The organism is Paenibacillus elgii NBRC 100335 (assembly GCF_004000865.1).
Lineage (GTDB): Bacteria > Bacillota > Bacilli > Paenibacillales > NBRC-103111 > Paenibacillus_G > Paenibacillus_G elgii.
In genome coordinates this window covers 149108-172151 of record NZ_BIMB01000004.1, presented here as the reverse complement: position 1 = coordinate 172151, position 23044 = coordinate 149108, and the positions used below count along the sequence as shown (strand labels likewise).

Annotated in this window: 20 protein-coding genes and 1 pseudogene; 17 read left to right on the top strand and 4 right to left on the bottom strand. The window is 46.5% G+C overall.

From position 1 onward, the window contains the following. Positions 1-280: 280 nt before the first annotated feature. From PEL01S_RS04640 to catA, 6 genes are all read left to right on the top strand, one after another. Positions 281-1552 (top strand): helix-turn-helix domain-containing protein, encoded by a 1272-nt coding sequence (locus PEL01S_RS04640; protein ID WP_239551366.1) that lies wholly within the window; start codon positions 281-283, stop codon positions 1550-1552. Positions 1553-1867: 315 nt separating this feature from the next. Beyond that, on the top strand, positions 1868-2086 hold the full coding sequence (locus tag PEL01S_RS04635; RefSeq protein WP_127459490.1) for a hypothetical protein: 219 nt from the start codon (positions 1868-1870) through the stop codon (positions 2084-2086). 54 nt (positions 2087-2140) lie between these two features. Beyond that, complete coding sequence (locus PEL01S_RS04630; RefSeq protein WP_127459489.1) at positions 2141-2617, top strand: winged helix-turn-helix transcriptional regulator; 477 nt, start codon at positions 2141-2143, stop codon at positions 2615-2617. A 153-nt stretch (positions 2618-2770) separates the two neighbouring features. Further along, positions 2771-4678, top strand: coding sequence for a 3'-5' exonuclease (locus tag PEL01S_RS04625; protein WP_127459487.1), 1908 nt, complete (start codon positions 2771-2773; stop codon positions 4676-4678). A gap of 59 nt (positions 4679-4737) precedes the next feature. Then, the gene (locus PEL01S_RS04620; RefSeq protein ID WP_127459485.1) at positions 4738-5487 is read left to right on the top strand and encodes a hypothetical protein; all 750 of its coding nucleotides are present in this window, start codon (positions 4738-4740) and stop codon (positions 5485-5487) included. A gap of 582 nt (positions 5488-6069) precedes the next feature. Beyond that, entirely contained in the window at positions 6070-6741 is a 672-nt protein-coding gene (gene catA / locus PEL01S_RS04615) for a type A chloramphenicol O-acetyltransferase (protein ID WP_127459483.1), read from the top strand. A 249-nt stretch (positions 6742-6990) separates the two neighbouring features. Here catA and PEL01S_RS35115 read toward each other — a convergent pair whose 3' ends face one another. Beyond that, complete coding sequence (locus tag PEL01S_RS35115) at positions 6991-8055, bottom strand: TolB-like translocation protein (RefSeq protein WP_239551365.1); 1065 nt, start codon at positions 8053-8055, stop codon at positions 6991-6993. A gap of 75 nt (positions 8056-8130) precedes the next feature. Continuing rightward, positions 8131-8934 (bottom strand): hypothetical protein, encoded by an 804-nt coding sequence (locus PEL01S_RS04605; protein ID WP_063187989.1) that lies wholly within the window; start codon positions 8932-8934, stop codon positions 8131-8133. 536 nt (positions 8935-9470) lie between these two features. Here PEL01S_RS04605 and PEL01S_RS04600 point away from each other — a divergent pair. From PEL01S_RS04600 to PEL01S_RS04580, 5 genes and pseudogenes are all read left to right on the top strand, one after another. Then, a complete protein-coding gene (locus tag PEL01S_RS04600) occupies positions 9471-10043 on the top strand; it encodes an RNA polymerase sigma factor (RefSeq protein ID WP_063187991.1) in 573 nt (190 codons plus the stop codon). Between the two features lie 3 nt (positions 10044-10046). Then, a pseudogene (locus PEL01S_RS04595) lies at positions 10047-10340 on the top strand (IS66 family transposase); the annotation flags it as partial. 334 nt (positions 10341-10674) lie between these two features. Continuing rightward, positions 10675-12762, top strand: coding sequence for a TerD family protein (locus PEL01S_RS04590; protein WP_174806897.1), 2088 nt, complete (start codon positions 10675-10677; stop codon positions 12760-12762). Positions 12763-12916: 154 nt separating this feature from the next. Further along, complete coding sequence (locus PEL01S_RS04585) at positions 12917-13441, top strand: RNA polymerase sigma factor (RefSeq protein ID WP_127459481.1); 525 nt, start codon at positions 12917-12919, stop codon at positions 13439-13441. Then, a complete protein-coding gene (locus PEL01S_RS04580) occupies positions 13431-14849 on the top strand; it encodes a DUF4179 domain-containing protein (RefSeq protein ID WP_127459479.1) in 1419 nt (472 codons plus the stop codon). The genes PEL01S_RS04585 and PEL01S_RS04580 overlap by 11 nt, the downstream gene beginning before the upstream one ends. Before the next feature lie 100 nt (positions 14850-14949). Here the strand turns inward: PEL01S_RS04580 and PEL01S_RS04575 are convergent, their stop codons facing one another. After that, the gene (locus PEL01S_RS04575; protein ID WP_127459477.1) at positions 14950-16263 is read right to left on the bottom strand and encodes an MFS transporter; all 1314 of its coding nucleotides are present in this window, start codon (positions 16261-16263) and stop codon (positions 14950-14952) included. Between the two features lie 14 nt (positions 16264-16277). Further along, positions 16278-16889 carry a TetR/AcrR family transcriptional regulator gene (locus PEL01S_RS04570; protein ID WP_127459475.1) on the bottom strand — a complete coding sequence of 204 codons (612 nt, stop codon included), beginning with the start codon at positions 16887-16889 and terminating at the stop codon, positions 16278-16280. 93 nt (positions 16890-16982) lie between these two features. Here PEL01S_RS04570 and PEL01S_RS04565 point away from each other — a divergent pair, with 93 nt between their 5' ends. From PEL01S_RS04565 to PEL01S_RS04540, 6 genes are all read left to right on the top strand, one after another. Beyond that, complete coding sequence (locus PEL01S_RS04565) at positions 16983-17552, top strand: hypothetical protein (RefSeq protein ID WP_239551364.1); 570 nt, start codon at positions 16983-16985, stop codon at positions 17550-17552. A gap of 143 nt (positions 17553-17695) precedes the next feature. Continuing rightward, positions 17696-18748, top strand: coding sequence for a Delta(5) desaturase DesA (gene desA / locus PEL01S_RS04560; RefSeq protein ID WP_127459474.1), 1053 nt, complete (start codon positions 17696-17698; stop codon positions 18746-18748). A gap of 33 nt (positions 18749-18781) precedes the next feature. Continuing rightward, on the top strand, positions 18782-19918 hold the full coding sequence (locus PEL01S_RS04555; protein WP_127459472.1) for a sensor histidine kinase: 1137 nt from the start codon (positions 18782-18784) through the stop codon (positions 19916-19918). Continuing rightward, positions 19915-20514 carry a response regulator transcription factor gene (locus PEL01S_RS04550; protein ID WP_063188008.1) on the top strand — a complete coding sequence of 200 codons (600 nt, stop codon included), beginning with the start codon at positions 19915-19917 and terminating at the stop codon, positions 20512-20514. The genes PEL01S_RS04555 and PEL01S_RS04550 overlap by 4 nt, the downstream gene beginning before the upstream one ends. A gap of 31 nt (positions 20515-20545) precedes the next feature. Then, positions 20546-21106 carry an SLOG family protein gene (locus tag PEL01S_RS04545; protein WP_127459471.1) on the top strand — a complete coding sequence of 187 codons (561 nt, stop codon included), beginning with the start codon at positions 20546-20548 and terminating at the stop codon, positions 21104-21106. Between the two features lie 149 nt (positions 21107-21255). Then, on the top strand, positions 21256-23043 hold the full coding sequence (locus PEL01S_RS04540) for a cache domain-containing sensor histidine kinase (protein ID WP_164824241.1): 1788 nt from the start codon (positions 21256-21258) through the stop codon (positions 23041-23043). Position 23044: the final 1 nt, after the last annotated feature.

Sequence of the window (23044 nt, the reverse complement as noted above, 5' to 3'; positions counted from 1 at the left end):
AACAATTTGTCGCGACCTCATCGCTCGTAACAAAAATAACATAAAATAACAAAATATGGGATAGGAATTAATGTCTATTTTTATTCCGTTTATTACTTTAAAATTCACAAGTAATTGCAGTTATTACCAAATATCACTTATACTTTGTAGAAAATTCTCGAATCGTTTATCCCAAGGAAGGGTTAGAGGGGGATAATGATAAACAGTCAATTGTAAGCTAGAACTTACTTTGATATAATTAACCAATGTAAAAATTTATATAAAAAGGAAGTTATGTATTATGATGGGTATGAATGCTGAGTGTCAGAATAAAACCATCGCAGATATCATCTTCCAACTTAGAAAAGAGAAGAACTTGACATATGCTGAACTAGAGGAACTAACAGGTGTGGGTATCACGGTTCTACATAAAATAGAAACTGGAGCAACAAAGCGTCCAGAGTTTAAGACGATTAAGGCCATAGCCACAGCGTTGCCAACACACTATACGGAGATTATAGAATGTTATATTGAGGAAGAAGATCGAGTTGAGACTTTATTCGAAATATTGCGAGAGGTAATCACCCTGAAAGATGACTTTACTTTAGCCCCTGCGGTAGCTTTGCGGTTACTTCAATCACCGCAAAGGAGTACAGAAGATTCTTTGCAACGATTATTTGATTTTACGGAAACGGTATCCGATGCCCCTCTTAGGGCATCTCTTTTCACTGTTATTGTTCAATATTCCAGAGAACACGGAGTTCCGTATTACGTTGCTAAGGGGCTGTTGCAAAAATATTTGATTGAGAGGAACGATTTAAAACGGTTAGAGGAAACATTCCAATTGGGTCAAGAAATAACCTATTATGTTGATTTTTTATCGTCTGGGGAGAAAATCATATTTTATTTCAGAATGGCTTTGCACGCATACACCATCAAAAAATACAACGAGTGTATAAAGCTTTGTGAAAAGGGGCTTCCCCTTGAAAAAAAGGATACAGAACTAAAAGCAAGGGTATATCTGTCATTGATTAATTCATTATTGAAACTTAAAAATTATGATGCAGTTGAGAAGCATCTGGATATTTTTGAAAAGATGGAGAATGAATTTGTTGTCATACCCTCTCTACATATCCGAGCTTTGATTAAATCAAGAAAAAAAGAGTACGACGTAGCTATCCCTATCTTACGAAGATACTTGGATGAATTTAGCCGCGACTATAGAATACACATAGCTGATGAGTTACTAGAAATCTATCTGGAAAATGGTGATTTTGAATCTTTTGCTGAGATATTAGAAAAAGAGCATGAGTTTTTACCTGAACAGCCAAAGACACCTCAAAAGTATTTGGCGCTTGGAAAGTACTTCAAGCATAAAGGATTCTATCAACTTTCCATCGGCTTGATTGATGAAGGTATACAAAGTTACGTAAACTGTATTAAATCATTTGGGCAAGTTAGTGCTTATGAAGAAATAAGCGAATGTATTCGAGAATTGCTAAAAATTCACATAAAGCTGTCGAAATCCCTAGAGCTTAAACATATAATTAAATTGAAGGAGGCATACGAATAACTTAAAAATATCCTGGAGGTGAAGAGCCGTGAAGAAGGTTGCCCTGTTAGTAGCAATTGCTCTATTTTTTGTTGGCTTTACTATCCCATCAGATCTTATAAAAAGTCCCGTTATAATTGTCCAGTTAAGTGAGCCTGATACTGGATTTTAGAATTATTTATAATACATTTGTAATTTATAAACAGGCATATTCGCCTGTTTTTTATTTTGTTTTATGTTTTTTTTCTTAAAATTCTATAAAGTCCATTTTGAAGGAAAAACCAATATACTTTTCTTGAAACTTTTGATAGAGAATCTTGAGAGGAGAATAGTTGCATGAAATTATCAGCTAGCGGAGGGGAGGTTACGGATTTACCAGTACTCCATATGGACGATGAAGAATTACAGAAAGAGATGATGGCTCTCCTTAGACAAATGGAAGAAGCTGTACAACAGGGAGAAAGATTGACTGGCGAACATATGGTTCAACTAAGCCAACAATTAGATGCATACGTTTTAATCGCTCAAACTAGGAAGATGAGGTGTATAAGCTAGAGCAACTTTTTGAATATCAGCTCAATTCAATACTGTTCATTTTGAGGTGTGTTGATGCAAGAGGGTAGAATGACCGGGATTGTTAGAGTGATAGACGATTTTGGGAGAATTGTGATCCCCACGGAGGTTAGGCGTGTTTTGAATCTAGAACCCAATGTCAGGACAGAGTATTTCTGTGATGACGAGAGAAAGGCGATTATGGTTTATAAATACCGCGCCAAAGAATGCTTGTTTTGTTCAGGCAGGCAGCAAATCATATATTTCAAAAAGTTTTACATTTGTATGCCATGCATTCAGAGCCTTCCGCCGCTTCAAGTTTTCCTGGAACGATTGGAACGGGAACGGGCAGATGCGGCACAAAAAGCTCTTTCCAAAAAGAAAAAAATGACGGCAAGAAGAAAAGAAACAATGGATCGTCTGCATCAAGCAATGAAGGAAAACCCGAAAGCTTCGCAAAAGGAACTAGCCAAGATGTTGGGAATTTCACAAGGATGGATCAGTCAGCTGCTTAGGAAGCAGGTAGATTCATAAATATGCTAACTCTTAGAATAATTGAACAAGGGGATATTGCAAATAAAGCAATAACTGGGGGAGTCGATAAAATTGTCATATTCTGTATTCATTTTGCGGCTATTTAGTACTATAATAGTACGAGTAGGTATTCCGTACTAGGAGAGACAGAATATGGCTTATATGGTGCCGGATACGATCCCAAGAAGGGCAACCGCTGGTGAACGTATTTTGTTTGAGAGTTTGAAAGATCATTTACCGAGCGACTATATCGTTTATTATGAACCTGAAATTCGGGGACGAAGGCCCGACTTTGTGATTATCGGACCTGATCTGGGTCTTGTTATCCTTGAAGTTAAGGATTATACGAAAAGTACATTATACCAAGTGAACCATGATGAATGGACACTACGCAACACAGCCGGCGAGCTGATCACAACGAAAAGTCCGCTCAAGCAGGCTCGGGATAACGCGCGGATCATAGAAAACTACTTAAAGAAGGATAAGAATCTCATTCAAGAGACGGGCTCCTATCTAAAGTTTCCATACGGCTTCGGGACCGTTTTTACGCGGCTGAAGCAAGAAGATTTTATTAAACTGGATCTTTACCAAGTGATAGAACCTCAATTTGTACTATGCAGAGATGAAATCGATCCAGATGAGGATGGGTTTTCTCCTGACATTTTAAGGGATAAGATTCATGAGATGTTCACCGTGTGGACTACCAGAAAGACCATTCTCACGGATGAAGATATTCAGGCAATTCGCTTCCACTTGTTTCCCGAAGTGCGGATCAGCGCGGAATATAGAACTCCTATTCAACATCAGGATCAGCTGCTTCTTTCCCTGCATAACATCAAAACGATGGACCTTCATCAAGAAAATATGGCAAAGCAAATCGGCGATAAGCACCGACTCATACGGGGAGTTGCTGGCAGTGGGAAAACGCTCGTCCTTGCCAGTCGCGCTAAAATGCTGGCCAAGGCTCATCCGGACTGGAAGATTCTCGTTCTCTGTTATGGCATTCCGTTATCCCGAAGTCTGAAGCAAATGATTGAGCAAAAGTTAGACGAACCGGATGACTTGATGGATTTAATCAACGCAGAAGCAACGAATCCGATCGAAGCATCGAAGATTGAGGTATACAACTTTCATGAGTGGCTTAGAAATAGCTTGCACATGAAAGATAGCGAAATCCCCGCATTGCTTGATAAGCTGAATAAGAACGAGGCAATCGTTCCCGCTTATGATGCGATCTTGATTGATGAGGGCCAAGATTTCGAGCCTGATTGGCTGAAGCTGTTAAGTCTCTGCTTGAACCCGGATACCCAGTCTTTACTCTTAGTTGAAGATCGCGCACAGTCGATTTTTAAAAGAAAAACAAGTCTGGCTCAGGATATCGGTCTTGATTTTCGGGGACGTTCTAAAATTCTTTCTATTAATTACCGCAATACGGCGCAGATTGTTCAATTTGCCTGGGACTTTTATCAAGAACACTCCCAGTTAAAGAACAAAGTTCAAGACGGCTCCATAGAAGGCGTAGAAATTATTCCTCCTCAATCCACGAAGAGGAAGGGTCCGGAACCGATGATCAAAGGCTTTCGGGATATTCAAGAGGAAATGAACTTTGTTTCCAAGTCGATTATCTGTCTGCATCAACAGAAAAACATACCTTTTGAAGATATAGCCATTTTATATCGAGTGAAGAACAGCCATCGGATTTCCTACATCGATGAAATTAAACATAGCCTGAACGAGCACGAATTACCCTTCACATGGATTACAGAGAATGCAGCGTCAAAACGTAATTTTATTCGAAATGAACGTACCATTAAGATATCGACCATAGATAGCGCAAAAGGTCTCGATTTCCGTGCTGTTTTTATTATCAATATCGAAAATATGCCGTTTTCGCTAGAGGAGGTTGAAGAGAGGGAAGTTTCTCTTTTCTATATTGGAATGACACGTGCCTTGGAGTGGTTGTTCTTGAGCTACAGCGGCGAATCCAAATTCACCCAATACTTGGATGAGGTTTCGAGGAAAAGAAAAGAGCAGCCATCCTCTCATAAGCAATTTGGATAATATGGAGATCAAAATAGGCGCCTTTGCGGTGCTCTTTTTATAGGGAGCCATAGTTAAAAATGAGAAGAAAATCGAATAATTACATAAAAATAATATTACTATTTACAGTTATGTTTTTATTGCTTGTAGTTGTAGTGCCGATCATAATAAACCAATTATATCAGGCTGGTAATGGCTACAAAACATTATGGGAAGCTAAAGATGTATTATCATATTTTGGTACGGTATTAGGAGCCGTAGCGACGATAGCTGCTGTAATTACTACAATTCTATATGGTGAACATTCTAGAAAACAGGATCGGAAACGCCAAATGATGCCTTTGCTAGACTGCAAATTAGAACTAGATGTTAATCATAAGTTAAAAGTGGGGCCTTCTATAGAACTTGATGTAATAGTTCTCGCATGGGGAAACGTTCGCTCAATTAATAAAATAGAACAAAAAATGGTCAACTCAGTTAAGAATAAGAAGAGTATCTACTTTGAATATCATCTAACTAATGTTGGTTCGGGTAACGCGTTGCTAATTAAAATTGTTTTTAACGGAAGGTTTCTCATTAGACCATTTAATATACAACCTAATTCAAAAGAAGTACTGAGAATTATTGTAGAGGATAGTTATCTTGATAATATTTATACAACAATTCATTTTGAAGCGAAGTATATGGATGTTGATCGATCTGCTTTTTACAAACAAGAAGAAATTCTTGCGATCCAGAAAAACGACAATAATGAAATAATATTCTTAAATGTAAGTGACCGAGCTGACGGGCAGAAGGAAATAGATAAATTAGAATACGATAAGGGATGAAAATGTAGCAAACATAACCCTGAAAATTACTCATACACTGCCCGCGACGGCCAGAGGTCGCAAGGTAGAGCATGCGGACGAAGCCGAAAGAGTCTGTCAAGAATTTTGTGTAACTCTCAAAATCGATCTGGCAAACTGAAGTACCGCGGCTTGACATGAAAAAGGTCGCAAGTTCATCCCAGTTTTGCATCTCTATCTCATATACATCATATTGAGCGTTTGGTCGTTATTGACAATAGTCAGGCAACTTGTGAAATTGTTTTGCAAGTAGACCATCGTATTCTGAGATATCAGGTTGCCTCATTCCCATTATGGGTTCAAAATATCAAGGAACATCTGACAATTTAAGTAAAATCCCTCGGTTATGATGAATATCAGAGAACGAGTCACCTTCCCGAAGTTATTGAAAATGTACTTTTCTATTTCAATTATTGATGCCGTTTCCATCCATCGAGTATAGCTATATACTTAGGGCATGGGCTTGGAAATAGCCCTAAAGCGAGGAAGGGAATGGTACTATGAAACGAGCAAGCGAGTTAACCTCCTAAAATAAGCACTTTACTATTTTAGGAGGTTATCCAAGTGAACTTTACGGTAATCGATATGGACAAATGGGAAAGACGGGCGTACTTCGAGCATTTTATGAATGTCACCAGATGTACGTTCAGCATAACGGCCAACTTGAACATTACCCAATTGCTCCCGGTCCTTCAGACAAAAGGTCTCAAGCTTTATCCTGCATTTCTTTATATGGTTACAAAAACGGTGAATGCGCATCGCGAATTCCGGGTTTGTTTCAATAAAGAAGGGGAGTTGGGGTATTGGGAAAAGATGCTGCCCAGCTTTACCTTTTTTCATAAAGATGACAAAACGTTTTCTACCATGTGGACCGATTATTCGAACGACTTCAATATATTTTATCAACACTATCTGAATGATATGAACAGGTATGGCGAAGTGAAGGGCTTATCCGCAAAAGGAAATGAGCCGCCGAATACGATCAATGTTTCGTCTGTTCCCTGGGTTAGCTTTACCGGGTTCAATCTGAATATTTATACGGATGGACGGTATTTGCTGCCGATTACGACGTGCGGCAAATATTTTGAACAAGCTGGCGAAATTTTGCTGCCCGTTTCTTTGCAGGTTCATCATGCGGTTTGTGACGGATACCATGCCGGTATTTTTATAAATGAATTGCAGGAGATGGCTAATAATTGCGAGCAATGGTTATGCTCTGATCCTGCTACTTTGTAAGACGAATGACTACCCAAACAAAATCACCCTTACGGGTGATAAAACACGTATCCCTAACTTTATGCATACTTTGTCCACAAACAACAAAAATCAAAATTTCCAAAGTAAAAAAAAGAGGGGCTCGCCCCTCTTTAAATGGCTGGAATAGGCATCCGAAATCGGTTGTTCCGGTCATCCTATTATTCTCAGTCAGGCTAAATCCAACCAAGTCACGATGTCGGAAGAATTTCACGGAAAAGTGGTGTTTTTTCATGAATTACTAGAAATTAACCTAAAATTATTAATAAATCCGTCTTTTTGAGGAAATATTGACTCTATCTTCTGAGTATTAAACTCATAGAAGTAAATGCCTCTTTTATTGTCTGTTTTTTCACTTACTCCTAAGAAATAAACCCCTTTTCCATCTTTGGATAGGTACAATTCACTTCTCACTTTTATAGGCAAATCAATATTCTGTCTCTCTCCTGTTTTAATATTAATTAAGCTGTATTCTACCGGATCTTTGTTTATCTGTCTTGCCGTGGCAATGAGGATTTGCTCTCCTCTTGCCGTTAAACATAAGATTTGTTCATTGTCCAATTCGATCACCGAACGCTGCTTCATGCTGTGATTATCGATCTCCACGATCTTATTCTTGGGCGGGATCAAGTCTGTTTGGGTTTTGTTGGCTTTTTCAATGTTTTTACTTTGCTCATCTTCTGAATAACTCGCCGCATAGGTCTTATTCGTTTCCGGATCATATGAGATGTCCCAGACTGTGGTGTCCATATCCTGATCATTTACAGCACTTATTTGCTTGCTTTCCTTATCGTAAAAAATAACTTTGAGCGGACGCTCACCCTTTTTCACCGCCGCCATAATCAATTTGTTTTCGGCCGCATGAGGTATAATTTTATTAATCGCAAATAAATCATTAGTTAGTCGCTGGGAAGTTTTCGTTTTGTTATCATAGACAAACAATTGGTCACCCTTACCCTCCCCAGCAGCAGAATAGTAAATTTTGTCCTCCTTTAACGAGACGACCGTTAACGGATATTGAGAGGTATAAGGTAAATCGGTTACTTTAGTTAACGCTTTATTGTTAATGTCATATGTATAAACTCGCATAACCATTCCATCATTGGTGTCAACCCCGTTTACATATTCTGTATTGGTTATAGAAAGGTAATCTCCCATTTGCAGTTCTGTTGTAATCGTCTTGCTTTTTTCAGGTTGTCCATTGCTCCCGGTGCCCGATGAGTTACAGCCTGTAATCAGGGCGAACAGAAGGATTGTCGCAACCATAGATAATATTGAGAAGCAATTTCTTTTCATCTTATCTCCCCTTAATCGGTTCAAAAGCTGTAAGGGGGCGCAAGTAACGCCCCCCTGGTATTTTAATGATTCAAGTTAGAAAGAGTAATAATAACGACCTTTAAAAGAAACCGACGATGACCACTTTACGCCAAAATCTTCAACGCCATCTTTCCAAATATCCAATGTAGCGTCAGGAAGTTCCCCATTATCCCTCTTGGTTACATTTGCAAACTTGTCGTTTTCCAGATTTCTGGCATCCAATACGGTATCATACTTAGGATTATCAATATCGCCCTTAGTGGCTGCATCGCCCTTTTTTAGAGTATTTTCGCTTTCTCCTTCTGTATCAGTAAAGTTAGTGAATCGGCCTTCGCCTAAAACATGTTTTTCTGCAATTGTAATTTTGTTGTTGTTTTTTCCATAAGTATAAGTGCCTGCAGGTTTCCTTGTTCCTCGCGGCAAAGCTTTGTAAGCCATCGTGCTGATTCCTTCTGGATAAATAAACTTCTTAATGTACCCTTCTCCATCGTATACAACTTTCAGTCCAGGCTTTGGAGCTGGATTTTCAATATTGTATACCGGGAGATTTTTTGCTTCGGCTTTGATTTGTTTGACCAGTTCCTCCTCTTTCGCTAATTTCTCTTGCTCTTCTTTTGATAGAGTTCTTTTTTCGGTATTTTGCTGAGCGATTGGCGATACTATTGGAGTACCTTTCTCAATAATAACCATCTGGTTAGAACTGTCATACTCAATAACAGTCCCCGCTTGCATTCTGGTAGGGATCGCGCCATTTTGTGATTGCGAAGAAGCAAATGTTGATGCTTCCGTAACAGAGACAGTGCCGGCTACAAGTCCAGTCAAAGCAGCAACTTTCATAATACTTGAAAATTTACTCAAAATAAACATCTCCTTCTATAAGTTTTTGTTTTCTTGCTTTGGGCCAATAATTACTGCTCTACGTTGATATTGTGGGATTGCGCTTCACAACACTCAATCATTATCGAATCCCATTCAGAGGTAACTGATGACTCGATTTCTTGGGCTATCCTCCTTTCTCCAAAACTACTAATCATGTACAGACGGTTAGCCAATTTGATGTTATTCATTTTTTCGCCTGTATAATATAAACAACAAATATATCTCTATGTTACGATTTTTTTAAAAAATTCCATAATTATACTTGTTATTCAATATGAATATGGAGTCCATTGTTAGCGAGGTCATTTCGGACTATTTTCATTAAATCATTTATTCTTCATGATCCGATTTGTGTCGCAATAGAAAAATGGGTATAATAAAAATAATTTCCAATTTAGTAATTATAAAGAAATAAATAGTGTTTCGGTTATTTATGAGAAACCAGCAAGATTTTGTGGTGTCGCACTTCATATTTCAATGAGTCATATTAACAAAAAAGAAGTAGGAGTGTAGAAATGGAAGATTACCTCATGTTGTTATTGGTCGCAGACTTTTATTCATTGCATCCTTCTATTCAGAAAAAAGTATCTTTTGAGCTTTATAAACATGTTTATCCCTCTGTCGTATACATACTTCATGATGATGCCGAAGTAGAGGACATTGTACAGGAAGTTTTTATAAAAGTAATTAATAGCCCCCCTATTGTTGAGAACGAGAACCAACTAAGAGCATGGTTGAAAGTTGTGGCTAGAAATACCGCATTGAACTTTGTCAAGAAAAACAAAATATATCGTAACTACATCGACCTAGATACTGTTTTTATTAACACAGAGGATGTAAACTCGGAACAAGGGTCGCTCGAGAGGAATGTTGAAGCTAAAGTGCTTGAGGAAGATATCATCATCTACTTGAAAAAAATAAAGCCAGACTACCAGCAATTAATTGAATTGAAATGGAAGCGACAACTGTCATATAAAGAAATAGCTGACGAAATAAACACTAGTGAAAATATCGTTCGTCAAAAACTACATCGCGCTCGCGAAGCACTTCGGAAATTACTGCATAAGAAATGGGGGGCCGGTGAATAGTTCGGGCGGCTCGAAATCGATAACAACCGTGTGAGCGTTCGATTAAGCCGTTTGTGATCGGTCGCAAAAAGTGGCTGTTTGCCAATACACCATTAGCGCTGCGGCCAGTGCGACCATTAGAGCGTAATCGAGATGGCAAAGGAAAACGGGTTACACCCGTTCCGGTACCTCAAGTACCTGTTTGAGCAATTGCCGCGGTTTCTGATCTCCAAGGCCGTTTATGCCGTGGTCGGCTTCACTGACCGATTCCTGTCGCACTCCCTAATCTTCATCCATCATACGACGGCTTTCATCTGACTGCTAGGTGGGTGGGGCCTATTTGACGTTCACGTCGTAATACTTTCGCCCTGTTCGGGTGCTCCAAACTATGGAATAATCATCCTCAGGAAGCCAACGCCGCAAGGCGCGCAGCTTCCGGGAAAATCTCTTCAGGCTATCGCCATCCTTCCTTCTACACTCATTGGACATTAGGGTGGCGGCTCTCCTGAAGCGATTGACCACCATCAGGCTATCGCATCTCTTCCTTCTACCTAACCCTGATATTAGAGATGCGAATTTCCTGATGACGATCCATCCGTTATGGAGAGGAGGCATCCGGGCGTCGTATTTTCATACTTCCCGGAGTCTTATAATGAGAAACGTCATTTACCTGAGAAGAAACCGAAAAGTCATCGTCCAACCCGGCCGTCATGTTCTTCCCGATAAATATATGGCAACTGCCTTGAAAAATATCGAGTACCTGGGCTTTACATTCTCCAAATCGTTAATGGAAGTCCTTCGCACCCTGTCTGTCGAAGAGTTCACGGCGTTTTACCACCAGCTTGTGGCGGACTTGAAATCGCTTCTGGGAGCGAATGTAAACTTCAAGCCGATGTACCCTAATTTTCCCGAGCAAGTGATGCTGCTCAGCCAAGCCGAGCTGTACCTGCACGCCATCTATCACTACCTCACGCTCGATCTGCCCGAGCACGAAGCCCTAGAGAGAATCCCGCTGCTGGATCAAGTGGATCTGAAAATCATCGATCTGGGAAGCCCGGAACAATTTGATCAAACGATTCGCAATCTCATCGCGGCGAACGGTTCGATTTCCGAACAAGACAAGGAAGATATCGAATGGGTCATCGCAGCCAACGACGATCTAGGTGCTGTGCTGCCGAATGAGATTCCTTTGAAAGAAAATGTGGGCTTTGTGGTCGGTGTGCTGCTGAAGTATAACAAGGCGAGCCTTGACCTCGTCGGAAAATACGTGAAGACGGCAACGGACGTGCTGCGCTTGGCTGTTGCGCTTTCGGATGGGGATGTCAGTCTGGCGGCGAACACGAAGTTCCGCAAATTCAAACGCGCCGAACGGCGCTTGCTTCTGGGGCTGCTGGACCGGTGCGGCAATATCGTCGAAGATATGCTGCGCTATAAGCATCGCTGGATACGTCTTGGAGAAATTTTGCATCCCACTGAATACCAAAACCGGTATGCTCGCTGCCAAGAGGCCTTCGATATTCTCCGGAACGATAAACCGTACGAAACGTTCGGCGGAAAAGTAGAGCTTGCGCTTCGCCGGAAGGATACGCTACTCGCGGCAGCTTTGCTGAAAACGCGCGCGGGTGAATTCGCCAGACGGTTGGATCATCTGTTGCGGCTGTCCGAGGATAGCGCGCAAGTGATTGACCAATTCGCCGAGGTCGCCGATCAGGCATCTACGCCCGTGCTGCTGCAGGTCATGGCTCATTTTAGCCATCGACAGGAAATGCGCGAGCTGCGCACCTTTTTCCCAAAAGGAAATGTGGCGAAGGCCATGGCCATTCCGAATACGCTGCCGGGTATCGATCCCGATACTTGTGAAGCGGTGGTCGACACATGCAGACGTACCTTAATCCGCCGCTTCTCGGAGCTCCCGCCGCTAGGAGACGTGTATATCGACGAAAGCTTGAAACAGTATCTGATGCCGTTCTCGCAGCGGTCGGCCAGCAAAGCGCTGCGTACGATCGTTCGAGGCAGCCGGGTTAAGATGACGGAGGGGGATACGATCCGTTTTTTCCTCTGGTGGAAGGAAGGGATGGTCAACGGCAAGCATACGGGGCGTGTCGATATCGACTTGTCGGCGGTGATGTATGATAAGAATTGGCAGTATGTTGAGCATATTTCGTACACGAATCTGCGGTCCGACAAATACAAAGCCGCGCATAGCGGAGATATTACATCGGCTCCCCAAGGCGCTTGTGAGTTTATCGATCTGCATATTCCTTCGATCGTCCGGTATGGCGGCCGATTCATCGTCGCCTCGCTGAATTCGTTTACGGAGCAGCCCTATTGCAACTTGCCGGAGTGCTATGCCGGTTGGATGATGCGGCAGTCCCCGAAGACCGGGGAGGTATTCGAACCTTCGACCGTGGCCGATAAAATCGATCTCACAGCAGATACCCAGATTGCCATTCCCGTCATTCTGGATCTGGTGGAACGAACCGTGATCTGGACGGATCTGGCTTTGAAGAAGCATCCGTACTACTATAACAATGTCGAGGGCAATCAAAAAGGGATGGTCCTGATGGGCAAAGCCATGACCACACTGACGAAGCCGACCCTGTATGATTTGTTCATGCTGCACGCGACGGCCAGAGGTCGCAAGGTAGAGCATGCGGACGAAGCAGAAACGGTTTTTGCTTTGGACCGGGGTGTTACGCCTTATGATATTGGCACCATCATGTCGGAGTTCGTTGTGTGACGGAGCCTAACATTGAGCGCAAAGTAGTTTGCTTAGGGAACGCCTAAAGGGGTGTTCCTTTTTTTATTAAGGAAACGCTTCCAAATATTTCTTTGAACCTAAGCGGCCTCCATATGATCTAATTAGTATAACAGCAGTGAGGAGGACAGTCAGCATGAGAGAAGAGGTTATCAAGGCTCAGAAGGGGGACAAGGAGGCGTTTATCGGTCTGATCCGCAGGATGGAACAACGACTTTATAATGTGTCCAGGTCGATTCTCCCGAACGATGAAGATTGTGCCGACGCCGCCCAGGAAGCCATCGTGAAAGCCTATAAAGGATTGCACGCGCTGAAGGACCCTAATTTGTTCAGCACATGGCTGATCCGGATTTTGATTAACGAATGCAACAAAATATGGAATACGAAGCGGAAATACGTATCCGGCGCCGCGGCGGAGCAGAGCTACATCATGGAGGGGTATGAGGAGAAGCTGGAAATCCGGGAGGCTGTCGAAAAGCTGGAGCGGCCGCTGAAGGTTGTCGTGGTGCTGTATTATTTCGAAGACCTGCCGATCAAGCAAATTGCGGAAATTCTTGAGCTTCCGGAGGGGACGATCAAATCCAGATTGAACCGGGCCCGAATCAGCTTGTCTCAAATGTTTACAAATCCGCTGGAAAGGAACATCGACTATGGATACTAATCAAGTGGACAGCTTGTTCAGCAAAGAACATACGGCCGCAGCCGTTCCCGATATTTTCAGAACGAAAATCAATGAAACGCTCGGCGCTTTGCCCGACCTCCCGGAGGCCGGCCTCAGGGGCTATCGCAAGCACATGAAGAGAGCGCTGGTCAGCGCCGCCGCAGTCGTGCTGGTGGGCGGAGCGATTCTTTCGAATCAGCCGGCCATGGCCGATTTTGTAAAGTCCTTATTCAACGCCAGCAGAGATGCAGGACTTGAGAACAGTCTCCAGCAGGGCTTGGTCCAGTATCCTAACGTTCAGGCGAAGGATAAAGGAATCACCCTCACCGTTTCGGAAGTGATGGCGGATCGGTCCAGACTTGTTTTGGCGGTCGGGGCGGAGAACAAGAAGGGGGAATCGCTTGTCGATGAAGTGGATTGGGACCGTCTTGAGGTTCAGGACGAGCACGGCAAGGTGGTTGCCGATCGCAGGTATATTCAAGGGAATGTATTCACCTATGTTTTCCCGGAAAAACTGACATCCGAAACGTTAACGGTCACAGGCGCTTTCACAGAGATTGGAAGCTTTGCAACGAGAATCGAAGGGAACTGGAATATCCGGTTCGATGTGAATCTGGCCCATGCTGATCAACAGACCAAGACCGTGCCGATCAACCAAGAGTACGTGGCGCCGCAGGGCTATAAAATCGAAGTGAACAACCTGACCAAAGCGCCGAGCGCCGCACGGCTCGATCTGACGGTTTCGCTGCTTGACAAGGGGCAGATCTTCGATGCGGAACAGTTTAAGAGGAACCAGGCGCTCATGTCCCATGAGCTCATGTTCCATTTCGAGGACAAGCAAGGAAAACCCATTTCCTATGTCAATCCTCAAGAGCTTCCGGCTGTCGTCCATCAATTCACAGGTGACTCTTATTTTGACGAAGCTACCGGAAAGATGCATTTGTCCTACATTTTCTCTCCGCAATTGTTTGATGACAAGATCTTTGACCAGACCGGCATGAGGCTTGTGCTGGACGGCTGCGTTCTGCCGGTGAAGTCAGGGAAATCACTTACTTTTAAGCCTGAGGAAGCGATGCGCAAACCGGTCATCTTCGAGGACAATGAAGGGAAATTCACAATCTCCGACGTAAGATTAGACGGACAAGGCGCACGGATGAAGCTGACAGGAAATGTATATTACAGACCGACGAGTGGAGAATGGTCGGTTGTAGATGATCAAGGGCGTCAATATCCCGTGGAGTTCATTGGCGGCGGAATTAGCGACATAAATCAGGTTTTGCTGGATGCCTCGCTGGTAATCAAGGGGATGAGCGAGATTCCTTCCGAAATGACTTTAACCCATAAAGTAGCCAACAAACTATACTCGGATCAAAACTGGTCCTTCGAGCTGCCACAGAACGAGGGATAACAGCATCGCGTGTTGAAAGCCGATGAAGCGTCAGGCGGGGAGCCTGAACGCACCGGCTTTTTTTCCGTTCGCCTGCCTTGGCCGGACACGGTCCCGCCGCTCAGCCGGACACATCGGCTGCTCTTGCTTCCCCGGCCGCCTCCGGCTCCAGCGCTTTGATTTTCTTCACTCGCCCGATCATCAGACCAAGGAGAGCGACGAACAACCCAGAAAGAACGAATAGTAAGCCGATGCCTCTGCCTTGCCCGGTCCCGATGAGCAGCCCGACCGTTTGGCTCAGCGCCCCGTCCGGAAGAAGCAGCGGGTTAAACACGTGATCCGATAAGAAGCCCGCCGACCCGAAGGCCAGGATGAAGCCCACTTGCGAGATGGCGGAAACCATGGACCATACTCTGCCCTGGTTTTCATTATCCACATTCGTCCGGATAAGCACCTCCAGACTTGTATTCACAAACGGAAGCGTGATGAAAAAGAGGAACCCGAACACGATAATCATCGTAACGGCCGGGAACAGACCCATCAGGGCATAGAACAGACCGGCCAGCGCAAGAAACAGGGAGAGAATAAAGACTTTGTTTTGTTTTAAGCCGAATACGCCGATCAACAGGCTGCTTACCAGCATTCCGGTTGCGGATAAGGAAAGGGCGATCCCCAAGGTCCTCGAATCGGCAAAAGCCAGCACCATCGGCCCGAACAGCGATTGAAGCAGCCCGATATAAAAGCAAACCATGGAGGTTAGCACAACCAGCCATAAAATCCCTTTCCGGGAGAGGAGATAGCGGAAGGAGTCGGCCAGATCTCTGAAAAAATTCCCGTTGTCCTGCTTTCGCGGGGCAGCCTCGCGCTTCGTAATTACCAGCACGGCAGCAACGGCGATCAGGAAAGTCACGATATCCAGGATGAGAACCAGCTTAATATCAAAATAACTGACCAGGAATCCGGCAATCATCGGAGAGATGAGATATTGCGCCGATCCCGCCAACTGAATAAGCCCGCTGGCTTGGGAATACAGCTCTTCGGACACAAGATCAGAGACGGCGGCTTTATACGCGGGGGTCTGGATCGCTGTGGATACGGAGCTTAAGGCGACTCCCAAATAAATGTGCCACAATTCCACGTTTCCTGACATCATGACGAACAAAATGAACAAGATACCCACGATCGACCCGGCATCTCCCAGGATCATCATCTTCTTGCGGTCGAACCGGTCGGCAAGCACCCCGGTGAACGGAAGCATAAGAAACGACGGCAAAAAATTGAAAAGAATGATCAACGAATAGTCCATGGCCGACTGGGTCTTCTGAAACACAAAGACCCCCAGCGCAAAAGCCGTCAATCCGCTCCCGATCGCTGAGAAGAGCTGCCCCGCCCAAACGATAAGAAATTTGCGAAACGCTGCATCCCGGACGTTCATTCCCGCACCCCCACCTAAATAAATGAAAAGGAGCCCCGCTTCGCGCCTAAGGACCTCTCGATCATCGCTTGCATGGACTTAAGCCGTCTCGTCTGCTCTTCTTGATTCCAGTGGAAGAGGCCCGATTCCAGCAAAAATTGCGATCCCGCCAGAAGAAACTGGACGGTTTCCAGCGGATGCTCCACATCAAACAGGGCTTCTTTTTTGCCTTGTTCGATGACTTGGGCCAATACCGGCGATATTTTCACAATAATCTCGATGTTAATCCGCTCGTGAAGCTCCCGGTTCTCGGACCGGTGTAGCCCTTCCATCAACTCGCTTTCGTTGACCGCAAGCTGATGCTGTCCCCGCAGCATCTGGCGCAGCTTATCCATTACGCCCATCGCAGGATCGTCTGCGATTTGTCGGTAGGATTCGCAAAGCCGGTCGACCAGCTCGTGAACAAGCGCATCCAGAATTTGTTCCTTTGATTTAAAGTAGTAATAAAAGGTCCCTTTGGCCACGCCGACCTTCTGAATGATCGCCTCTACGGTTGTGCCCGCATAGCCGTGATGTCGAAACAGTTCGCCAGCCACCGTCAAAATCTCTTGTCGCCGAGTAATCGGATCTTTAACAATTCGTTTCATACGAATACCTCCTATAGACTGACCGTCAGTCTATAGATTATACTAACATATGACTGACCGTCGGTCTATAGATATTTTAGGAGCCATTTTCCAATGGGCACATCTTTAATTGCGAAAAAGGATCGCCTTCCCCGCTGTCGAATCTATATTCATCATCTTAGAGAGAAGGAATATCACATGAGCAATTACCCTATCGATGTCAGCAATTTTCATGAGACTTTACTGCGTTTAAAAGGAATGGTCAGCGTAGAAAGCAGTGTAGAGAATTTGGAGCCGATCGATCGCGAAATGCTGTCCCTGTCCGATTATGCCCATCTGCCCCACGCCACTTTAAGGCGCACCAACGGCGGACTGGAAAACGAGGTGTTCCTCCAGTTTGAATTTGAGATTGAACGGTCCGAAGAGGGCTTGGTCGCCCTGGAGTTTATTTCATGGTTTGTCAGGGACCAAGCAAGGGGAGGGAATACGATCCAACTGCGTCCTTTTGCGTTGCCGCCGGAAACGCCGTACGGTAGGCAGCTCGGAACGACCTTGAAATTCCATATCGATCTGTTCATCGATGGGGTCGTCGATACGCTCGAACCGGCTTTTGCAAAAATCAGAGAGCTCGATGCTTCCTTACATCTGGCTATGCGACTGTATCAAATTCCAGTAAAACCCTAACGCTATATGACGATTGTCATACCCTCGATCTGACGTTTATGACTACAGCCTGCGGGGTGCTTTCTCTATAATGGAGGATAGAAAACCTGCGTCCGACGTTCTATAACGTTCCCCGCGCGTCCTATCGAGGAGGAAATAAACGAATGCACCAAGCGAGTATAGCTCATCTTAAAAAGAACGTCGGTCCCTTTGAGAAAACCGATACGAAGTCAAGCTTATGGCAGCTTGTGAACACGCTGGTGCCGCTGGTGCTGCTCTGGTGTGCGGCCTATGCGAGCTTGTCCGTTTCGTACTGGCTGACGCTTCCTCTCACCATCGTGGCCGGCGGCTTTGTGGTCCGGACTTTTATTATTTTCCATGACTGTTGTCACCAATCGTTCTTCAAAAGCCGGCTCGCTAATGATATACTCGGAAATATCACGGGTGTGATGACGCTATGTCCGTATGAGCAGTGGAAAAACAGCCATTCGATTCATCATGCCACAAGCAGCAACCTCGATAAGCGCGGCGTCGGGGACATCTGGATTCTCACCGTGGACGAATACGTCGCCGCTCCGTTATGGAGACGGCTCGCTTACCGGATTTACCGGAATCCGCTGTCGATGTTCGTCGTCGGCCCGGTCTATGTGTTCCTGCTTCAATACCGCTTTAACCGCAAGGGAGCGAGACGCAAAGAGCGTATCAATACCTACGTGACGAATCTGGCGATCGTCGCTCTGTATGCGCTGCTGATCTGGGTGATCGGCTGGCAGGCTTTTGTACTGGTCCAAGGCCCGGTTTTTTTCGTCTCCGGCTTGCTGGGGATCTGGATGTTTTACGTGCAGCATCAGTTCGAGGATTCCTACTTCGAGAATGAGGACCAGTGGAGCTACGTGAAAGCGGCCACGGAAGGGAGCTCTTATTACAAGCTTCCGAAGCTGCTGCAGTGGATCACCGGAAATATCGGGTTTCATCACGTGCATCATCTGAGTCCGAAGGTGCCGAACTATAACCTGGAGAAGGCGCATGAGGCCACGCCCGAGCTGCAGAAGGTTACGACGCTTACGATCGGCACGAGCTTGCAGTCGCTTCGTTTCCACTTGTGGGACGAGAAGCGCAAGAACTTTGTAGGCTTTAAAGACATCAAGCCTTTGCTCCGCAAGCCGGCGGCGGCTAGTCAGGTGAACAGCCCCAGTCCGAGCTTGCAAGGAAAATAAAAGCCTGTTTCATAATAGGTAAGGGATGACGCCATGCGCAAGTGGATTCAAATTATTCACAAAAATACGGGACTCAGCCCCTATGTATGGGTCGTCTTTTATATTCTTCCGTTTTATTTCATTTTCAGCTCTTCATCGACTTATGAAGTGGCCGTCGGCATTACGATGATCATCGGCTTTTTTATATGCTATGTGCTGACCTTTATATCCAAAGGGTGGCTGGTGTACTTCTGGACCAGCGTGCAGATCGGCATTTCCATTACGATGAGCCTGCTGTTCGGCTACGTGTATTTCTCGCTCTTTCTGGCGTTTTTTATCGGCAATATCCAGCATCGGGTCGGATTTTTTACGCTGTATTCCATTCATGTGATCAGCACGCTGGTCACGATCAATTACGGCTTCGTGACGCAGAATCCGGTCATTATTACGCAGCTGCCGTTTGTGTTGGTCAGCTTGATCGGCGTCATTCTGCTGCCGGTGAACACGTACAACAGGAACAAGCGGGAGAAGCTGCAGGACGAGCTGGAGGTGGCGAACAAGAAGATCTCCGAGCTCGTCAAGCTGGAGGAACGTCAAAGAATCGCCCGCGATCTGCACGATACGCTCGGCCAGAAGCTCTCGCTCATCGGCCTGAAGAGCGATCTGGCCGGGAAATTGATCGGCAAAAACCCGAGCCGCGCCCAAGCCGAGCTGAACGATATTCATCAGACCGCGAGAAGCGCGCTGAAAGAAGTGCGGGAGATGGTCACCCAGATGCGCGGCACGCGGCTGGAGGATGAAGTATTTCGGGTCAAGCAAATGCTGAAGGCAGCGCAGATCGATTTTGTTCTGGAGGGCAGCCCGAAGCTGACCAACACTTCGCTGCTGAACGAAAATGTGGTCAGTATGTGCATTAAGGAAGCTGTTACCAATATTGTCAAACATAGCGGCGCATCCACATGCTGGATTACCATCACGCCGTCGCGGACGGAGCTCGTGGTCCGGGTGCAGGACGACGGCTGCGGTCTCGCGGAGCATCCGGACTGCTTGCGGGGCAACGGGCTGGGAGGCATGAAGGAGCGCCTCGAATTCGTGAACGGGAGCCTGGAGTTTGGCCCGGGTCCGGGAACGATGATCGTGATGAAAGTGCCGAATGTGTTCAAACAACCGGAAAAGGAGGCGGAGGGATGATTCGCATTGTCATTGCCGAGGATCAGCGGCTGCTGCTGGGCGCGCTGGCTTCCTTGCTCGATCTGGAAGAGGACATGACGGTGGTCGGACGGGCCAACCATGGCGAGGATGCGGTCAAACTGGTCCGCCTTCATAAGCCGGACATTTGTATCATGGATATCGAGATGCCGGGGAAGAGCGGGCTGGAAGCGGCCGAGGAGCTGAAGGGCTGCGGCTGTAAGGTGATCATCCTGACGACGTTTGCCCGCTACGGCTATTTCGAGCGCGCGCTGAAGGCCGGGGTGCACGGGTATTTGCTGAAGGACAGCCCCAGCGAAGAGCTGGCGAATTCGATCCGCAGCGTCATGGCCGGCCGGCGCATCTACGCATCGGAGCTCGTCGATGAGGAGGCCGGGGAGGAGAATCCGCTGACCGAGCGGGAGCAGGAAGTGCTGCACCTGATCGCCGACGGGAAGAACACGAAGGAAATTGCCAGTCAGCTCTATATTACCACCGGCACCGTCCGCAATTACATTTCCGTCATTCTGGATAAGCTCGGCGTCAGCAACCGGATCGAAGCGATCATGCGGTTTAAGGAAAAAGGATGGTTCAAATAACCGCCGCACAAGTCACAAGGAGGCTGGTACCGTGAAAAGCTTGCTTGTAACGGGTTATAAGGCGTCGGAGCTTGGGATATTTTCGTTGAAGCATCCCGGCATCGGGATTATTAAGAAGGCGCTGAAAAGCCGGTTCGCCGCGCTGCTGGACGAAGGGCTCGAATGGGTGATCGTCAGCGGCCAATGGGGCGTGGAGCTGTGGGCGGCCGAAGTGGCGATCGAAATGAAGTCGCAGGGCTTCGAGCTGAAGCTCGCCGTCATTACCCCGTTCCTGGAGCAGGAGGAGAACTGGAGCGAAGAGAAGAAGGCCGTTTACCAGCAGGTGCTGGCGGGTGCGGACTATGTGAACAGCGTCACGAAAAGCAAATATAGCGGGCCTTGGCAGTTTCGCGCGCGGGATCAATTTTTGCTGCGCAATTCCGACGGTCTGCTGCTTGTCTACGATGACGAGAACGAAGGCTCGCCGAAGTTCCTCCGGGAGGAAGCGCTGCGTCTGGCGGATCAGGAGTATTATCCGATCCACAGCATCACGGCGTACGATCTGCAAAGCGCGGCCGAGGAAGAGGCCATGCTTCATCAATATGACGAATAAGACGCCAAGTCGATCTTTTTGCGGCTTGGCGTTTTTTGTGCTGCCATAGGCTATGAGTAACGGACCGCTGCCTTCCAAGCTATGGTAAGATGAAGGCAAGGAGGACGAATGTTCTCCTTTTCACTTTCGGCTCGGGGAGGAGCTTCCCTATGCGGACTCGGATTCAAGCGCTCTCGCTGCGCGGCAAGCTGATGGCGGGCATCGTCGTGTGCTTATTGCTGCCGTCCGTCGTTTCCTTTTTTGTTTCCAACTGGTTTACGCAGGGCGTGATGAAGGAGCAAGTCACCCGCAATTCGCAAGAATCGTTGAAAATTGTGGACCAGTACGTGGCGAATCAGCTGGATCGAATGCTTTATATTTTGAACCTGCTGCAATTTGATCCGGACCTGCATTTATTCGTTGCCGAGCTCGGCCGGATGGACTCGGTCCGTCAGCCGTACGAAATCGTTCAAACGAAGCTGAAGCTGAACAAAAGGCTGGACGCGATTCTCGCTTCCTTCGATCCGCTGTATTTGACGATTCTTTTGCCGAATGGAGACTATTGGGCCAATTACAGCAGCTTCGACTTCGACCCGAAGCAGTTGTTCGGCAAGCCTTGGTACCAAGAAACGAGCGATTTGGCGCATTATCAGACCCGCTGGGTCGGCGGGGAACCGAACTATGTGCCGAATCCGGACGGTGTTCGCCACCCTTACGTCCTTACGATCGCCAAGCCTATTCGCTCAGGCGATCAGCTTAGAGCGGTGGCTGTCGTCAGTCTGGATGCCGCCGCTTTGCAAAAGCTGTTTTCAAGCTCGAAAAAGGAAGAGACGCTTCTCATCACGGATCGGGAAGGCCGGATCGTATTCGACAAGGAGATGGAGCGCATCGGCACGCTGTTTCCGTTTCACGACCGATTGCCTTCCGAAGGACAGGCCAGCTTGATCGAGGTCGACGGCGAAGCCAACCTTCTCATAGCGGAAGCGCTCAATCCGCATTGGCAGCTCGTGAGCATGAGCCCATACAAGCAAGCGTCCAAGCCGATTCAGGCGATTCGCCGGATCGATTTTCTCATTCAAACGATGTGTTTAATCGTGTTCGCTGGAGTTTTGCTCTATTTGACAGGCGCTTTGACAACTCCCATTCGAAGGCTGGCGCAGACGGTAATCCGGATCGAATCTGGGCATCTGGGCGAACGATCCGGTATCCGGGGCTGGGACGAGGTAGGCCGGCTCGGTGTTGTCTTCGACCGGATGCTGGACCGGATCGAGACGATGGTCCAAAGCATCATCCGCGAGCAAGAGCATAAACGAAAAGCGGAGCTGGCTATGCTTCAAGCTCAGATTAATCCGCATTTTTTATTTAATATTTTGAATTCGATCCGCATGAGAATTTTGCTTCGCGGCGACCCGGAAAATGCCGACCTCATCAGTTCTTTGTCTTCGCTGCTGCGAATGACGATTAACCGCAACAATGAGTTCATCAGCTTGCATGAAGAGATCGAGATGATTGAGCAGTATGTCCGGCTGATTAATGTCCGGCTCGGGGACCTGCTTCATCTCAAGCTGTCGATCGCTTCGGACGCCGTGCTGGCGGAAGTGCCCCGGTTTGTGCTGCAGCCGATCATCGAGAACGCTTATCTGCATGGATTTGCCCGCAAAGGAGGGACGATCACGATTCATGCGCACCTGCTGGCAGACGGACGTCTGAACATCGTGATCGCGGATTCTGGCGTCGGGATCTCGAAGGAGCGGCTGGAAAAGCTTCGCGCCGATCTGCAGGGAGAGGGCGAAGCGAAGGAACGGGCGTCCGCGGGATTGTCGGGCATCGGACTGCGGAACGTATACGAGCGTCTGCGGCTCATTTATAAGGAGCAGTGTTCTTTTGCCATGGATTCCGAGCTGGGCCACGGCACGACCATTACCTTGATCATTCCGCAGCAGCGAGAGGAGGAGTAAG

Coding starts and splice junctions, on each gene's coding strand:
- desA (WP_127459474.1), top strand. CDS start 17,696: ATGCACCAAGCGAGTATAGCTCATCTTAAAAAGAACGTCGGTCCCTTT.
- PEL01S_RS04555 (WP_127459472.1), top strand. CDS start 18,782: ATGCGCAAGTGGATTCAAATTATTCACAAAAATACGGGACTCAGCCCC.
- PEL01S_RS04540 (WP_164824241.1), top strand. CDS start 21,256: ATGCGGACTCGGATTCAAGCGCTCTCGCTGCGCGGCAAGCTGATGGCG.
- PEL01S_RS04590 (WP_174806897.1), top strand. CDS start 10,675: ATGAGAAACGTCATTTACCTGAGAAGAAACCGAAAAGTCATCGTCCAA.
- PEL01S_RS04575 (WP_127459477.1), bottom strand. CDS start 16,263: ATGAACGTCCGGGATGCAGCGTTTCGCAAATTTCTTATCGTTTGGGCG.
- PEL01S_RS04620 (WP_127459485.1), top strand. CDS start 4,738: ATGAGAAGAAAATCGAATAATTACATAAAAATAATATTACTATTTACA.
- PEL01S_RS35115 (WP_239551365.1), bottom strand. CDS start 8,055: ATGAAAAGAAATTGCTTCTCAATATTATCTATGGTTGCGACAATCCTT.
- PEL01S_RS04565 (WP_239551364.1), top strand. CDS start 16,983: ATGGGCACATCTTTAATTGCGAAAAAGGATCGCCTTCCCCGCTGTCGA.
- PEL01S_RS04550 (WP_063188008.1), top strand. CDS start 19,915: ATGATTCGCATTGTCATTGCCGAGGATCAGCGGCTGCTGCTGGGCGCG.
- PEL01S_RS04630 (WP_127459489.1), top strand. CDS start 2,141: ATGCAAGAGGGTAGAATGACCGGGATTGTTAGAGTGATAGACGATTTT.
- PEL01S_RS04570 (WP_127459475.1), bottom strand. CDS start 16,889: ATGAAACGAATTGTTAAAGATCCGATTACTCGGCGACAAGAGATTTTG.
- PEL01S_RS04640 (WP_239551366.1), top strand. CDS start 281: ATGATGGGTATGAATGCTGAGTGTCAGAATAAAACCATCGCAGATATC.
- PEL01S_RS04625 (WP_127459487.1), top strand. CDS start 2,771: ATGGCTTATATGGTGCCGGATACGATCCCAAGAAGGGCAACCGCTGGT.
- PEL01S_RS04585 (WP_127459481.1), top strand. CDS start 12,917: ATGAGAGAAGAGGTTATCAAGGCTCAGAAGGGGGACAAGGAGGCGTTT.
- PEL01S_RS04580 (WP_127459479.1), top strand. CDS start 13,431: ATGGATACTAATCAAGTGGACAGCTTGTTCAGCAAAGAACATACGGCC.
- PEL01S_RS04600 (WP_063187991.1), top strand. CDS start 9,471: ATGGAAGATTACCTCATGTTGTTATTGGTCGCAGACTTTTATTCATTG.
- PEL01S_RS04635 (WP_127459490.1), top strand. CDS start 1,868: ATGAAATTATCAGCTAGCGGAGGGGAGGTTACGGATTTACCAGTACTC.